The sequence below is a fragment of the Halopseudomonas sp. Lyrl_26 genome (assembly GCF_051948695.1).
GTDB classification, from domain to species: domain Bacteria; phylum Pseudomonadota; class Gammaproteobacteria; order Pseudomonadales; family Pseudomonadaceae; genus Halopseudomonas; species Halopseudomonas formosensis.
The window spans coordinates 381,659-395,735 of record NZ_JAYJLH010000002.1; the positions used below are offsets into that span (position 1 = coordinate 381,659).

The 14,077-nt window shown below is 65.0% G+C and carries 10 protein-coding genes; 9 read left to right on the top strand and 1 reads right to left on the bottom strand.

The features are described 5' to 3' along the window. Positions 1 to 7 precede the first annotated feature (7 nt). From VF673_RS05085 to VF673_RS05115, 7 genes are all read left to right on the top strand, one after another. Positions 8 to 1,009, top strand: coding sequence for an extracellular solute-binding protein (locus VF673_RS05085; protein ID WP_440291131.1), 1,002 nt, complete (start codon positions 8 to 10; stop codon positions 1,007 to 1,009). An 80-nt stretch (positions 1,010 to 1,089) separates the two neighbouring features. Further along, entirely contained in the window at positions 1,090 to 2,718 is a 1,629-nt protein-coding gene (locus VF673_RS05090) for an ABC transporter permease (RefSeq protein WP_440291132.1), read from the top strand. 81 nt (positions 2,719 to 2,799) lie between these two features. After that, positions 2,800 to 3,879: a glycine cleavage system aminomethyltransferase GcvT gene (gene gcvT / locus VF673_RS05095; protein WP_440291133.1), complete on the top strand. Its 1,080-nt coding sequence runs from the start codon at positions 2,800 to 2,802 to the stop codon at positions 3,877 to 3,879. A gap of 65 nt (positions 3,880 to 3,944) precedes the next feature. Then, positions 3,945 to 4,325 carry a glycine cleavage system protein GcvH gene (gcvH, locus tag VF673_RS05100; RefSeq protein WP_440291134.1) on the top strand — a complete coding sequence of 127 codons (381 nt, stop codon included), beginning with the start codon at positions 3,945 to 3,947 and terminating at the stop codon, positions 4,323 to 4,325. A 59-nt stretch (positions 4,326 to 4,384) separates the two neighbouring features. Continuing rightward, positions 4,385 to 7,270: an aminomethyl-transferring glycine dehydrogenase gene (gcvP, locus tag VF673_RS05105; protein WP_440291135.1), complete on the top strand. Its 2,886-nt coding sequence runs from the start codon at positions 4,385 to 4,387 to the stop codon at positions 7,268 to 7,270. A 143-nt stretch (positions 7,271 to 7,413) separates the two neighbouring features. Continuing rightward, positions 7,414 to 9,036 carry a magnesium transporter gene (mgtE, locus tag VF673_RS05110; RefSeq protein ID WP_440291136.1) on the top strand — a complete coding sequence of 541 codons (1,623 nt, stop codon included), beginning with the start codon at positions 7,414 to 7,416 and terminating at the stop codon, positions 9,034 to 9,036. A gap of 111 nt (positions 9,037 to 9,147) precedes the next feature. Then, positions 9,148 to 10,341 carry a class I SAM-dependent rRNA methyltransferase gene (locus tag VF673_RS05115; RefSeq protein ID WP_440291137.1) on the top strand — a complete coding sequence of 398 codons (1,194 nt, stop codon included), beginning with the start codon at positions 9,148 to 9,150 and terminating at the stop codon, positions 10,339 to 10,341. Between the two features lie 105 nt (positions 10,342 to 10,446). Here the strand turns inward: VF673_RS05115 and VF673_RS05120 are convergent, their stop codons facing one another. Continuing rightward, on the bottom strand, positions 10,447 to 11,103 hold the full coding sequence (locus VF673_RS05120) for an HAD family hydrolase (protein WP_090539089.1): 657 nt from the start codon (positions 11,101 to 11,103) through the stop codon (positions 10,447 to 10,449). A gap of 142 nt (positions 11,104 to 11,245) precedes the next feature. On the opposite strand from VF673_RS05120, the gene VF673_RS05125 reads away from it, so the two are divergent. Continuing rightward, complete coding sequence (locus tag VF673_RS05125; RefSeq protein ID WP_090539289.1) at positions 11,246 to 11,731, top strand: RNA pyrophosphohydrolase; 486 nt, start codon at positions 11,246 to 11,248, stop codon at positions 11,729 to 11,731. An 8-nt stretch (positions 11,732 to 11,739) separates the two neighbouring features. Next, entirely contained in the window at positions 11,740 to 14,007 is a 2,268-nt protein-coding gene (ptsP, locus tag VF673_RS05130) for a phosphoenolpyruvate--protein phosphotransferase (protein ID WP_440291151.1), read from the top strand. Positions 14,008 to 14,077 lie beyond the last annotated feature (70 nt).

Consider the following 14,077-nt stretch of genomic DNA (forward strand, 5'->3'; position numbering starts at 1 on the left):
TCCACAGATGTCATTTACCCGCAATCTCGTCGTGCTGAGTCTGGCCCTGAGCGCCTTCACCAGCGTCGCCCAGGCCAAGGAACTGGTGGTCTACTCCTCCCGCCAGGATCATCTGATCAAGCCGGTATTCGAGATGTACACGGAGAAGACCGGGGTCAAGATCAACTTCATCACCGATCGTGAAGCTCCCCTGATGGCCCGTCTGCGAGCAGAAGGCGCCAACACCCCGGCGGACATGTTCATGACGGTGGACGCGGGCAACCTGTGGCAGGCAGAGGAGCAGGGTCTGTTCCAGCCGGTACAGTCGGAGGTCATCGAGGGCAACATTCCCCAGCACCTGCGTTCGAGCAACAACATGTGGACCGGGCTGTCGCTGCGTGCGCGCACCATCGCCTACTCCACCGAGCGGGTGAAGCCGGAGGAGCTGAGCACCTACGAAGCCCTGGCTGACGAGCAGTGGAAGGGCCGGGTGTGCCTGCGTACCTCCAAGAAGGTCTACAACCAGTCGCTGGTTGCCACCATGCTCGAATCCATTGGTGAAGAGAAGACCACCGAAGTGATTCAGGGCTGGCTGGCCAATCTGGCCACTCCGGTCTTTGCCGATGACACCGCCCTGCTGCAGGCCATCGACGCCGGTCAGTGCGACGTGGGTATCGTCAACTCCTACTACTTCGGCCGCCTGCAAAACGCCCAGCCGGATGTGAAGGTCAAGCTGTTCTGGCCGAACCAGGAAGACCGCGGCGTGCACGTGAACATCTCCGGCGCCGGTGTCACCAGACACGCGAAGCATCCGGAGGAGGCCACCCGCCTGCTGGAATGGATGACTACCGAGGAAGCCCAGCGCATCTTTGCCGATGTGAACATGGAATTCCCGGCCAATCAGGCCCTGGAGCCCTCCGCGGAAGTGGCTGCCTGGGGTGACTTCAAAGCCGACAACGTGAACATCGAGGTGGCCGGTCGTCGTCAGCCCGAAGCCATCATGCTGATGGATCGCCTCGGCTGGAACTGATTCCGCCCCGGTCATTTGTTTGTATACTGCACGCCCGGCTTCTGCCGGGCGTGTTTTTTTTACCGTTACAGGGAGTATGCGTGGCCCGTCCAAGTCCCGCCCACAAGCTGCGCTGGCAGCTGATCACCTATCTGGCTGCCGGGCTGGTGCTCATGCCCTTACTGGTGTTGCTGTTCAGCTGGCAGAGCGTGGATCAGACCATCTGGGGTCACCTGCTGCAGACCCAGCTGGCGCGCCTGATCGGCAATACCCTGTGGCTGGTACTGGGCGTCGGGGCCGGGGTGATACTGCTGGGTGTGAGTCTGGCCTGGCTGATCAGCCTGTGTGAATTTCCCGGGCGCCGCTGGCTCGACTGGGCACTGATGCTGCCCTTTGCCATACCGGCCTACGTCCTGGCCTTCGTCATGGTCGGGCTGCTGGATTTTGCCGGCCCGCTGCAGACCCTGCTGCGCGGCTGGTTCGGCAATGACTTCAGGCTGCCACCGATCCGCTCCACCGGCGGGGTGATCCTCACCCTGGTGCTGGTGTTCTATCCCTATGTCTACATGCTTGCCCGCAGTGCCTTCATGGCCCAGGGCAGGGGACTGATGGAGGCCACGCGCATCCTCGGCCAGACGCCCTGGCAGGGTTTCTGGCGGGTGGCGGTGCCCATGGCGCGGCCGGCCATCAGTGCCGGCGCGGCTCTGGCCATCATGGAAACCCTGGCCGATTTCGGCGCGGTTTCGGTGTTCAATTACGACACCTTCACCACGGCGATCTACAAGACCTGGTACGGTTTCTTCAGCCTGCAGAGCGCCACCCAGCTGGCCAGCCTGCTGCTGCTGTTCGTGTTTCTCGCCCTGTTCGCCGAGCGCCACGCCCAGGGGCGCAACAAGCGTTTTCCGGCCAACGACAAACCGCGCAAGGGCGCCCTGTACCGGCTGCAGGGGCCGTTGGCCTGGCTGGCCAGCGGCTATTGCCTGCTGGTGCTGTCGATCGCCTTCATCATTCCGGTGGGGCAGCTGCTGTACTGGCTGTTGAGCAGCGGGATTGCCGATCTGGACAGCCGCTACTGGACGCTGATCCAGAACACCCTGCTGCTCGGGGCGATTGCCGCGCTGATGACGGTGGTCGTGGCCACCCTGCTGGTGCTGGCGCTGCGCCTGCAGCCGACCCGCCGGGTGCGCGGTGCGGTGGCCCTGGCCAATCTGGGTTATGCGCTGCCCGGGTCGGTACTGGCGGTGGGCATCATGTTCTTCTTCAGCTTTCTCGACAACAACCTGGTGGTGCCCCTGCGCACCTGGCTGGGGGCGGCCAATCCCGCGCCTGTCCTGCTGGGCGGCCTGTTCGCCTTGCTGCTGGCCTATCTGATCCGCTTCATGGCGGTGGCCTATGGTCCCCTGGATACTTCGTTGGCGCGCATCCGGCCGTCGCTGCCGGAGGCGGCCCAGAGTCTGGGGCAGTCCGGCTGGCAGGTCTTCTGGCGCGTCTATGTACCGCTGCTGCTACCCGGCATCCTCAGTGCGGCGCTGCTGGTGTTCGTCGACGTGCTCAAGGAAATGCCAGCCACTCTGCTGATGCGGCCCTTCGGCTGGGATACCCTGGCGGTGCGTATCCACGCCCTGACCAGTGAGGGGGAATGGCGACGAGCTTCCCTGCCGGCGCTGACCCTGGTACTGGTCGGGCTGGCGCCGGTGATAGTGCTGATCAGACGTTCCGCCCGCCGCTGAATGCGGATCGGCGCAGGGAGCAATGGACCCCGTTTGTGGCTACAATCAGCCAGTGGGTCGACGATAACAAGGAACAACGCCATGGGTCTGCGCACACCCCTGTATGACAGTCACCTGGCCACCGGTGCCAGGATGGTCGATTTCGGCGGCTGGGACATGCCACTGCATTACGGTTCGCAGATCGAGGAGCACCATCAGGTGCGCCGCGAGGCCGGGATCTTCGACGTTTCCCACATGGGCGTGGTGGATATCACCGGCGCTGACGCCACCGCCTTCCTGCAATACCTGCTGGCCAACGACGTCGGTCGTCTGCAGGCGCCGGGCAGGGCGCTGTATACCGCCATGCTCAACCCGGACGGGGGCATCCTCGACGACCTCATCGTCTACCGCCTGGCCGACGGCTACCGGCTGGTGGTCAATGCCGGTACCCGCCAGCGTGATCTGGAATGGATCCGCGGCCAGGCTGCCGGGCGTCAGGTCGAGGTGACCGAGCGCCGGGAGCTGGCGATGATCGCGGTCCAGGGCCCTCTGGCCCGGGGCCGTTGCGCCAGTGTGATGACAGATGCGCAGGCCGCGCTGGCCGAGCGGCTCGAACCCTTCCATGGGCAGGCCGAGGGTGACTGGTTCATAGCCTGTACCGGCTATACCGGCGAGGACGGTCTGGAAATCATGCTGCCGGCCGCGGAGGCGGCAGCCTTCTGGAACGCCCTGCAGGGCGCCGGCTGCAAGCCCTGCGGACTGGGCGCCCGGGATACCCTGCGACTGGAGGCCGGACTGAATCTCTACGGCGCCGATATCGACGAACAGACCTCGCCCCTGGCGGCCAACATGGCCTGGACCATCGCCTGGGAACCCGAGACGCGGGACTTCATCGGCCGCCGGGCGCTGGAGCGCCAGCGCCAGGCCGGCGATCTGCCCCGGCAGGTCGGTCTGGTGCTGGAGCAGCGTGCAGTGCTGCGCAGCGGCCAGAAGGTCATGATCGACGACCGCGAGGGTGTCATCACCAGCGGCAGCTTTTCCCCGACCCTGGGCTGTTCCATCGCGCTGGCCCGGGTGCCCCGCAACACCGGTGACAGCGCCCGGGTGGACATCCGGGGCAAATGGCTCGATGTGCAGGTAATCCGCCCCGGGTTCGTGCGCAACGGCAGAAAACTCTTTTAAATCAACGGAGAACGCATCCGCCAGGCGGAGCGAACTTCACCATCCATGCACCGAGGACATAGAAGATGAGCAACACCCCCAGCGAACTGCGCTACGCCAGCAGCCACGAATGGAGCCGCGAGGAAGCGGACGGCACCATCACCGTGGGCATCACCCACCACGCCCAGGACGCGCTGGGGGACGTGGTCTTCGTCGAGCTGCCGGAAGTCGGCCGCCAGCTGACTGTCGGTGACGAGTGTGCGGTGGTTGAATCGGTCAAGGCGGCCTCGGACATCTACGCGCCGGTCAGTGGTGAGGTCGTTGCCATCAACGAGGCACTGGCCGATTCCCCCGAGCTGGTGAACTCCGATCCCTACGGTGAAGCCTGGTTCTTCAAGATCAAACCGAACGACAGCAGTGAGCTGGACAAGCTGCTGGACGCTGACGGATACCTCGCCAGCCTCTGATACGGCGCCTCCGGGCGCAGCGGTACAGGATCTGGGCCCGATTGATAGGAGGTGAGCGTATGAACCCCACCCGGAGTCTTGCCGAGCTGGAGCAGCAGGATGCCTTCATCCGGCGGCACATAGGTCCGGACGCCGAGGAGCAGCGCAGCATGCTGCAGACCCTGGGCCTGAGTTCGCTGGATGAGCTGATCGACCAGACGGTACCGCGCAGCATACGCCTGAACAACCCTCTGGAACTGGCCGGCCCGCGCAGCGAGACCGATGTGCTGGCCTGCCTGCGCGAGATGGCTGCGGGCAATCAGCTGTTCACCTCCTGCATCGGCATGGGGTATTACGACACCATCCTGCCTCCGGTGATACTGCGCAACGTGCTGGAGAATCCGGGCTGGTATACCGCCTACACCCCCTATCAGCCGGAGATCTCCCAGGGCCGGCTGGAGGCGCTGCTCAACTTCCAGCAGCTGACCCTGGACCTGACCGGGATGCAGCTGGCCAACGCCTCGCTGCTGGACGAGGCCACCGCTGCCGCCGAGGCCATGACCCTGGCGCGGCGGGTGGCGCGCAGTCCGAGCAATGCCTTCTTCATCGACCAGGACTGTCACCCGCAGACCATCTCGGTGGTGCGCACCCGGGCCGAGGCCTTCGGTTTCGAGCTGATCGTCGGGGACGTCGCGCAGTTGCAGGACCATCCGGTATTCGGTGCGGTGTTGCAGTACACCACCACCTGGGGCGAGGTCCGCGATCTGCGGCCATTGATCGAGCAGGTCCAGGCGCAGCAGGGCCTGGCGTGCGTGGCGGCCGATCCCCTGAGCCTGGTATTGCTGACCCCGCCCGGGGAACTGGGCGCGGACGTGGTGTTCGGCTCCTCCCAGCGTTTCGGTGTCCCCATGGGCTACGGCGGCCCCCACGCCGCCTTCTTTGCGACTCGGGATGAGTACAAGCGGGCCATGCCCGGGCGCATCATCGGGGTATCGGTGGACAGCCGTGGCCGCCGGGCGCTGCGCATGGCGCTGCAGACCCGGGAGCAGCACATCCGCCGCGAGAAAGCCAACTCCAATATCTGCACCGCTCAGGTACTGCTGGCCAATATCGCCGGATCCTACGCGGTATACCACGGCCCGGAGGGGCTGCGGACCATCGCCGAGCGGGTGCACCGGCTGACCGCCATCCTCGCCCTGGGTCTGGAACGCTGTGGCATCACGCGCAGCAACCGGCACTTCTTCGACACCCTGACACTCAGGGTGCCGGGCCAGGCCCGGCTGATTGTCGGCCGCGCGCGGTCCCTGCGTATCAATCTGCGGCTGATCGATACCGATCACCTGGGAGTAAGTCTGGACGAGACCAGCACGGCGGCCACGGTGGCGGCCCTGCTGCAGTGTTTTGCCGGGGACGCCCATGGTCAGGAGGTGGAGGCGCTGGATCTGGCGGTGCGCGGCGCCGACACCGGCATTCCCCTGTCGCTGCAGCGCCGTTCGCCCCTGCTGACACATCCGGTGTTCAACAGTCACCACTCCGAGACGGCCATGCTGCGCTATATCAAGTCGCTGCAGAACCGCGACCTGGCGCTGGATCATGCAATGATCCCGCTGGGCTCCTGTACCATGAAACTCAATGCCACCAGCGAGATGATTCCCATCACCTGGCCGGAATTCGCCCGCATGCATCCCTTTGCGCCTCGGGAACAGGCTGCCGGCTACCGTCAGCTGATCGACGAGCTGGAAACCATGCTGCGGGCCATCACCGGCTTCGATGCCATCTGCATGCAGCCCAACTCCGGTGCCCAGGGCGAATACGCCGGACTGCTGGCGATCCGCAAGTTTCACGAGGCCAATGGCAACGGCCACCGGGATGTCTGTCTCATTCCGACCTCGGCCCACGGTACCAACCCGGCCTCGGCACAGATGGCCGGCATGCGTGTGGTGCTGGTGGCCTGCGACGAGCAGGGTAACGTCAATATCGACGATCTGCGGGCCAAAGCCGAGGCCCATTCCGAGCACCTGTCCTGCCTGATGATCACCTACCCTTCGACCCACGGCGTGTACGAGGAGGGGATAGGCGAGATCTGCGACATAGTGCACCGGTACGGCGGGCAGGTGTACATGGATGGCGCCAATCTCAATGCCCTGGTGGGTCTGGCCCGCCCGGCGGATTTCGGTGCCGACGTGTCGCACATGAATCTGCACAAGACCTTCTGCATTCCCCATGGGGGCGGTGGTCCGGGCATGGGGCCGATCGGCGTCAAGGCGCACCTGGCGCCCTATGTGGCCAATCACGTGGTGGTGCCACTGGACGGCCCGGACCCCGAGAACGACGCGGTCAGTGCCGCGCCCTGGGGCAGTGCCAGCATATTGCCGATCAGCTGGACCTATATTGCGCTCATGGGTGGTCGTGGTCTGCGTCGGGCCACGGAGGTGGCCATTCTCAATGCCAACTACATTGCCCGGCGGCTGGGCCAGGCCTATCCCGTGCTCTACAGCGGGCGCAATGGCTGGGTTGCCCACGAGTGCATCCTCGACATACGCCCACTCAAGGCGGCCACCGGCATCACCGAAGAGGACATCGCCAAACGCCTGATGGACTTCGGCTTCCATGCGCCCACCATGTCCTTCCCGGTCCCCGGCACCCTGATGGTGGAGCCCACCGAGAGCGAGTCGAAGGCGGAGCTGGACCGGTTCATCGACGCCATGCTGACCATCCGCGAAGAGATCGTCCGGGTCGAGCAGGGGCAGTGGGACGCCGAGGACAACCCTCTGCGTCAGGCTCCGCACAGCATGGCGGATCTTACCGGCGACTGGCAGCGAGGCTACTCGCGGGAGCAGGCAGTATTTCCCTTGCCCTGGGTAGCCGCCAACAAATACTGGCCGGTGGTCAACCGCATCGACAATGTCTATGGCGACCGCAATCTGTTCTGCGCCTGTCCGCCAGTGGAGGAGTGGGCGCAGTAGGGGGCGCCCAGGTTCCCGGGGCAGTCTGCCACGCGCCTGGGAGCGTCCCGTTGTGGTATTTTAGGAGCCTTGCCGCCACGCCTGCCTGTAACCCGGAGGCGCGGTGGCGCGTCAACCGATCCACCGCCTGACGGAAACGCGCCATGACTGAAGAAACCCCTGTCGCAGCTGAAACCCAGGAGTCCATCGCCGATGCGCTGGCCAAGGGCAAGCTCAAGCGCGTGCGCCGGATACTGCGTGACCTGTCGCCGGCGGAAACCGCCGAGCTGCTGGAGCAGCTTGATGAAGATCAGCAGCAGATCGTCTGGGACCAGATCGGGGACGTCGAAGAGCCGGCCATTCTCGAACTGCTGGATCCTGCCCTGGCCGAGTGCCTGCAGGTCAACAGCGACGACAACCAGCTCGAAGCCCTGCTCGACAGCGAGGACGAGACCGACATCAGCCCCATCGCCATAGTGCGCGAGGCCCTGGAGGCCGGTCGCTTCAAGCGGGCGCTGAAGGTCTTTGCCCTGTTGCACCCGTCCCAGGCTGCCGGTCTGCTCGAATCCCTGCCTCCCGGGGAGCGCAGCAGCATCTGGTCACGGCTGGACAGCGCCCGGGCCGGTCAGATCCTGGTCCATCTGCGTGAGGAAGTGGCCGCCAGCCTGGCCCTGGAGATGTCCGACGCCGAGCTGCTCGAAGCCGCGCGCCAGCTGGATCTCGATGACCTGGTGGACCTGATCCAGGCACTGCCCTTCGGCCCCGGCCGGCAGCTGCTGCTGTCGATGGATGTGAAGAAGCGGCAGCAACTGGCGGACATGCTGTCCTACCCCGAGGACTCGGCCGGTGGTCTGATGAACATCGACCACATCTCGGTGCGCGCGGACGTCAAGGTCGGCTCGGTGCTGCGCTACCTGCGTCTGCTCGAGGATCTGCCCGACCATACCGACAAGCTCATGGTGGTGGACCGGGAGAACCGCTATCAGGGCGTACTGCGCCTGAGCCGGCTGGTCACCAGCATGGCCGACGAGCTGGTGCGGGATGTGATGGACGCCGAGTTCAAACCGCTCGACGTACTGATGAGCAGCCAGGAGGTGGCCCGTCAGTTCGAGGATCTGGACATGCTCTCGGCGGCGGTGGTCAGCGAGGATGGTGTGCTGCTCGGACGCATCACGGTGGACGACGTGATGGACAGCATCCGGGACGATTCCGAGCGGGCGATCATGGGTATGGCCGGTCTGGACGATGAGGCGGACATGTTCGCGCCCATCCTCACCAGTACCCGTCGCCGCTCCGTCTGGCTGGGCTGCAATCTGATCACGGCCTTCCTGGCCGCCTCGGTGATCGGTCAGTTCCAGGGGGCACTGGAGCAGATAGTGGCCCTGGCGGTGCTCATGCCGGTGGTAGCCAGTATGGGCGGCATCGCCGGCAGCCAGACCCTGACCCTGGTCATCCGCGGTCTGGCGCTCGGCCAGGTGGATACCGGCAACCTGCGGGTGCTGCTGGGCAAGGAGCTGGGCATAGGTACGCTCAACGGCGTGTTATGGGCGCTGCTGGTGGCAGCGGTGGCCATCATCTGGTTCGGGGATCTGGGCATCGGCTGGGTGATAGGCCTGGCGATCCTGATCAACCTGGTCTGCGCGGTTCTGGCCGGGTTGCTGATACCGCTGATCCTGCGGCGCTTCGGCATAGATCCCGCGCTGGCCGGCAGCATGGTGCTGATGGCGGTCACCGATGTGGTCGGCTTCTCCTCCTTCCTCGGGCTGGCGACCCTGTTTCTGATCTGAGTCAGGGCGCGGCTGGCTCAGGGGCCATTGAGTCTGGTCGCAGACGCGGGACCCTGCTGCCGCTATACTGCCGCCCCGAGCCCTTCACGCCTGCTACCCGGAGAGATCAGCATGAATCTGCCCACCCTGCGCCTCAAATCCAACTGTGACCGTCGCCTGCGCGCCGGCCACCTGTGGGTATTCAGCAACGAGGTGGATACCGCTCAGACGCCGCTGACCGCCCTGGCTGCCGGCGACGAGGTGCAGGTGCTCAATGCCTCGGGCAAGCTGCTGGGGCTGGCCACGGTAAGCCCCGACAACCTGATCTGCGCCCGGCTGCACAGCCGTGAGGCCAGGCATGGTCTGGACAAGTCCCTGCTGGTGCACCGCATCAAGATCGCCCTGAGCCTGCGTGAGCGGCTGTTCGACCAGCCCTTCTACCGTCTGGTTTACGGGGATTCGGACCTGCTGCCCGGACTGGTGGTGGACCGTTTCGCCAACTATCTGGTGGTGCAGATCACCACCCCCGGAATGGAGCGGGTGCGCGAACAGATCGTCGAGGCGCTGGTGCAGGTGCTCAGACCCGAGGGCATCCTGCTGCGCAACGACGGTGGTGCCCGCAAGGCGGAGAATCTGGCCAGCTATGTCGAGGTGGTACACGGGCAGATGCCCGAGCGGGTCGCGGTCGAGGAGAACGGTGTGCGCTTCGAAGCCCCGGTGCACAGCGGCCAGAAGACCGGCTGGTTCTATGACCACCGCATGAACCGGGCGCGCCTGGCGCCCTATGTCGCCGGCAAGCGGGTACTGGATCTGTACAGCTATATCGGCGGCTGGGGTGTGCAGGCGGCGGCCTTCGGTGCCAGTGAGGTGATGTGTGTCGACAGCTCGGCGCCGGCGCTGGATCTGGTCGAGCACAATGCCGAACTCAACGGTGTTGCCGAACGCATGAGCGTGGTCGAGGGGGATGTCATGGACGCCCTGCGCGAGCTCAAGGGTGCCGGGGAGAAGTTCGACGTCGTCATCGCCGATCCGCCGGCCTTCATCAAGAAGCGCAAGGATATCCGCAATGGCGAGGCTGCCTACCGTCGTCTGAACGAACAGGCCATGCGCCTGCTCAACCGCGATGGGATTCTGATCTCGGCCTCCTGCTCCATGCATCTGGCCGAAAACAGCCTGCGCGACATGCTGCTGGCGGCCAGCCGCCACCTGGACCGTCACCTGATCATCACCGAACGGGGCTTCCAGGGCGCCGACCACCCGGTACATCCGGCGATTCCCGAGACCAGCTACATCAAGGCGTTCTTCTGCCGCGTACTGCCGGTCTGATGAGGTATTGCGGTTGCTCCGCGCCGGGCCGCGCCCGCGGAGCTGCGGGCGAGCAGGTGCTCGTCAACCCGACCTCGGTTGCCGGGATCGGACCCGGCAACCCGCTCAATCGCGCAGGCTGATCACCGGCCAGCCATGCTCACGGGCATGGGCCAGCAGGACATCGTCCGGATCCACCGCCACCGGGTTGTCCACCAGGGACAGCAGCGGCAGGTCGTTGCGTGAGTCACTGTAGAAATAAGCGCCCTTGAGATCATGGCCGGTTTCCTCCAGCCAGCGCTGCAGGCGGGTGATCTTGCCCTCGCGGAAGCAGGGGATATCGCAGGGTTTGCCGGTGTAGCGCCCGTCGATCTCCTCGCATTCGGAGGCCAGCATGATATCGATCCCATAGCGGCGGCCGATGGGACCGGCGACGAAGCGGTTGGTGGCGGTGATGATCAGGGTGGTGTCGCCGGCCTGTTCATGGCGCCGCACCAGCTCGATGGCCCTGGGCAGGATGAAGGGCTCGATCTTCTCCTCCATGAACAACGCATGCCAGCGCTCCAGTTCCTCGCGGCTGTAGCGCGACAGGGGCTCCAGGCAGAACTCCAGATAGGCGTTGACGTCCAGCTTGCCGTCCAGATAGTCGTTGAAGAACCGGGTGTTCAGCGTGCCGTAGGTTTCCGCATCGACTATGCCCCGCGCCACGGCGAATTCGCCCCAGGCGTTGTCACTGTCGGTCCCCAGCAGGGTGTTATCAAGGTCGAAGATGGCCAGTGCCACGGTGCGCTCCTGTCTACTGAATCGGGCTGAGGCGCAAGGATAATCCAGCTGCGGAATAAATGCGCGACTGGCGCCCACGGGCAATTGCTGGTACGCGCGTCTTTGTGGAACAATGCAGTGGAACTCACACAAGGATATGGCAGTGATCGACTCCGACGGCTTTCGTCCCAATGTAGGCATCATCCTGACCAACGGGTCCGGGCAGGTGCTCTGGGCCCGGCGTATCGGTCAGGACGCCTGGCAGTTTCCCCAGGGCGGCATACGCCGCGATGAGGACCCCGAGCAGGCGCTGTATCGCGAGCTCCACGAGGAGGTCGGGCTGCTGCCCGGCGATGTGGAGATACTCGGCTGTACCCGGGGCTGGCTGCGGTATCGTCTGCCGCAGCGGTTGATCCGCAGCCATTCCCAACCGGTTTGCGTGGGCCAGAAGCAGAAGTGGTTCCTGCTGCGTCTGACCTGTGCCGATGAACGCGTGTGCATGACCCGGACCGCCAAGCCCGAGTTCGATGGTTGGCGCTGGGTCAGCTACTGGTATCCGCTGGGGCAGGTCGTCTCCTTCAAGCGCGACGTCTACCGTCGGGCCATGAAGGAACTTGCCCCCCGGCTGCCCCTCGATGAGTTCAGCTGATGCTGAACATGCTCAGTACGCTGCGGCGTATCGTTCAGGAGGTCAACTCCGCCAAGGACCTGGCCACCGCGCTGGATATCATCGTCAAGCGGGTGCGCGAGGCGATGGAGACCCACGTCTGCTCTGTCTATCTGCTCAATCCCGATACCGATCGCTATGAGCTGATGGCCACCGAGGGCCTGAACAAGAGCGCCATCGGGGTGGTGAGCCTGGCCAGCAACGAGGGTCTGGTCGGTTATGTCGGTGTCCGCGAGGAGCCGGTGAACCTCGAAGACGCCGCCTCGCATCCCCGTTTCCGCTACTTTGCCGAGACCGGCGAGGAGCGCTATACCTCCTTCCTCGGGGTTCCCATCATCCACCACCGGCGGGTGATGGGCGTGCTGGTCATCCAGCAGAAGGAGCGCCGGCTGTTTGATGAGGTGGAGGAATCCTTCCTGGTCACCATGAGTGCCCAGCTCTCCGGGGTGATTGCCCACGCCGAGGCCACCGGTGCCATCCGTGGCCTGAGCTGGAGTGGCGAGGTCATCCAGGATACCCGGTTCGACGCTGTTCCCGGCGCACCGGGCGTGGCCATCGGCCGCGCGGTGGTGATGTTGCCGCCGGCGGATCTCAAGTCCGTTCCGGACAAGGAGATCAAGGATGTGGATGCCGAGATCGCTTTGTATCGCCGCGCGGTCGAAGCGGTGCGGGCGGATATCCGCCAGCTGGCGAAGAAGCTCTCGGCCCAGTTGCGGCCGGAAGAACTGGCCCTGTTCGACGTCTACCTGATGATGCTCGAGGATGCGTCCCTGGGGAACGAGATCATCCAGGGCATCCGCCAGGGCCAGTGGGCCCAGGGCGCCCTGCGCGACGTGATCAGCGCCCATGTCGGTCGCTTCGAGGTGATGGACGATCCCTACCTGCAGGAGCGTGCAGCGGACATCAAGGATCTCGGGCGGCGCCTGCTGGCGCGGTTGCAGGAAGCTGACCGTCAGCAGCTGGTGTTTCCGAAGAAGACCATCCTGGTGGCTGAGGAACTGACCCCGTCGATGCTGGGCGAGGTACCGGAGGGGCGCCTGGTCGGTCTGGTCTCGGTGCGCGGTTCGGGCAGCTCCCACGTGGCCATCCTGGCCCGTGCCATGGGTATTCCCACGGTGATGGGGGCGCTGGATCTGCCCTACCTGCGCATGGATGGGATGGACCTGATCGTCGACGGCAATGCCGGGGAAGTGTACTGCAACCCGTCCCAGGAGCTGCGCCGGCATTACCGCGAGCTGATCCGCGAGGAACTGGAGCTGTCCCATGGTCTGGCCAAGCTTCGCGATCAGCCCTGCGTGACGCTGGACGGCCATCGCATTCCCCTGTGGGTGAATACCGGGCTCTATGCCGACATCGCCCGCTCGCTGGATCGTGGCGCCGAAGGGGTAGGCCTGTACCGCACCGAAGTGCCCTTCATGATCCAGGACCGCTTTCCCAGCGAGAAGGAGCAGCAGACCATCTACCGGGAACAGCTGCAGGCCTTCCACCCGCAGCCGGTGACCATGCGTACCCTGGATATCGGTGGTGACAAGGAGCTGAGCTACTTCCCGATCAAGGAGGACAACCCCTTCCTCGGCTGGCGGGGCATCCGCGTCACCCTGGATCACCCGGAGATCTTCCTGGTGCAGATCCGCGCCATGCTCAAGGCCAGCGAAGGTCTGGAAAACCTGCGCATCATGCTGCCCATGGTCAGCAGCGTGCCCGAGGTGGAGGAGGCCCTGCACCTGATCCACCGTGCCCATGGTGAAGTGCAGGATGAAGGCTGCAAGGTACCCATGCCGCCGATCGGCGTGATGATCGAGGTGCCGGCGGCGGTGTATCAGGCGGCCGAGCTGGTCCGCATGGTGGACTTCCTGTCGGTCGGCACCAACGACCTGACCCAGTATCTGCTGGCGGTGGATCGCAACAACCCGCGGGTCGCGGATCTCTATCACTCCTTCCACCCGGCGGTGCTTAAGGCACTGCAGCTGATTGCCAGGGCCTGCCGCGAGGCGGGCAAGCCCATGAGTGTGTGCGGTGAGATGGCCGGTGACCCCGCAGCGGCGGTGCTGCTGCTGGCGCTGGGCTGTGACGTCCTGTCGATGAGCGCGTCGAGTCTGCCCCGGGTCAAGTGGCTGCTGCGCCAGATCAGTCTCGATGACGCCCGCGCGCTCCTGCGTGACGCCCTGCGGGAAGACAACGCCTATCTGGTGCAGAGCATGCTGCACCTGTCGCTGCGCAATATGGGGCTGGGCAAGGTTCTGCAACCCCTGCGCTGAGTTCCGCGGACCTGGAGCCTTTCGGGGCTCGTTCGGATTCGGTCACCCCTCGCGTTATCCTGCACCTGCG

Coding starts and splice junctions, on each gene's coding strand:
- gcvT (WP_440291133.1), top strand. CDS start 2,800: ATGGGTCTGCGCACACCCCTGTATGACAGTCACCTGGCCACCGGTGCC.
- VF673_RS05085 (WP_440291131.1), top strand. CDS start 8: ATGTCATTTACCCGCAATCTCGTCGTGCTGAGTCTGGCCCTGAGCGCC.
- ptsP (WP_440291151.1), top strand. CDS start 11,740: ATGCTCAGTACGCTGCGGCGTATCGTTCAGGAGGTCAACTCCGCCAAG.
- mgtE (WP_440291136.1), top strand. CDS start 7,414: ATGACTGAAGAAACCCCTGTCGCAGCTGAAACCCAGGAGTCCATCGCC.
- VF673_RS05115 (WP_440291137.1), top strand. CDS start 9,148: ATGAATCTGCCCACCCTGCGCCTCAAATCCAACTGTGACCGTCGCCTG.
- gcvH (WP_440291134.1), top strand. CDS start 3,945: ATGAGCAACACCCCCAGCGAACTGCGCTACGCCAGCAGCCACGAATGG.
- gcvP (WP_440291135.1), top strand. CDS start 4,385: ATGAACCCCACCCGGAGTCTTGCCGAGCTGGAGCAGCAGGATGCCTTC.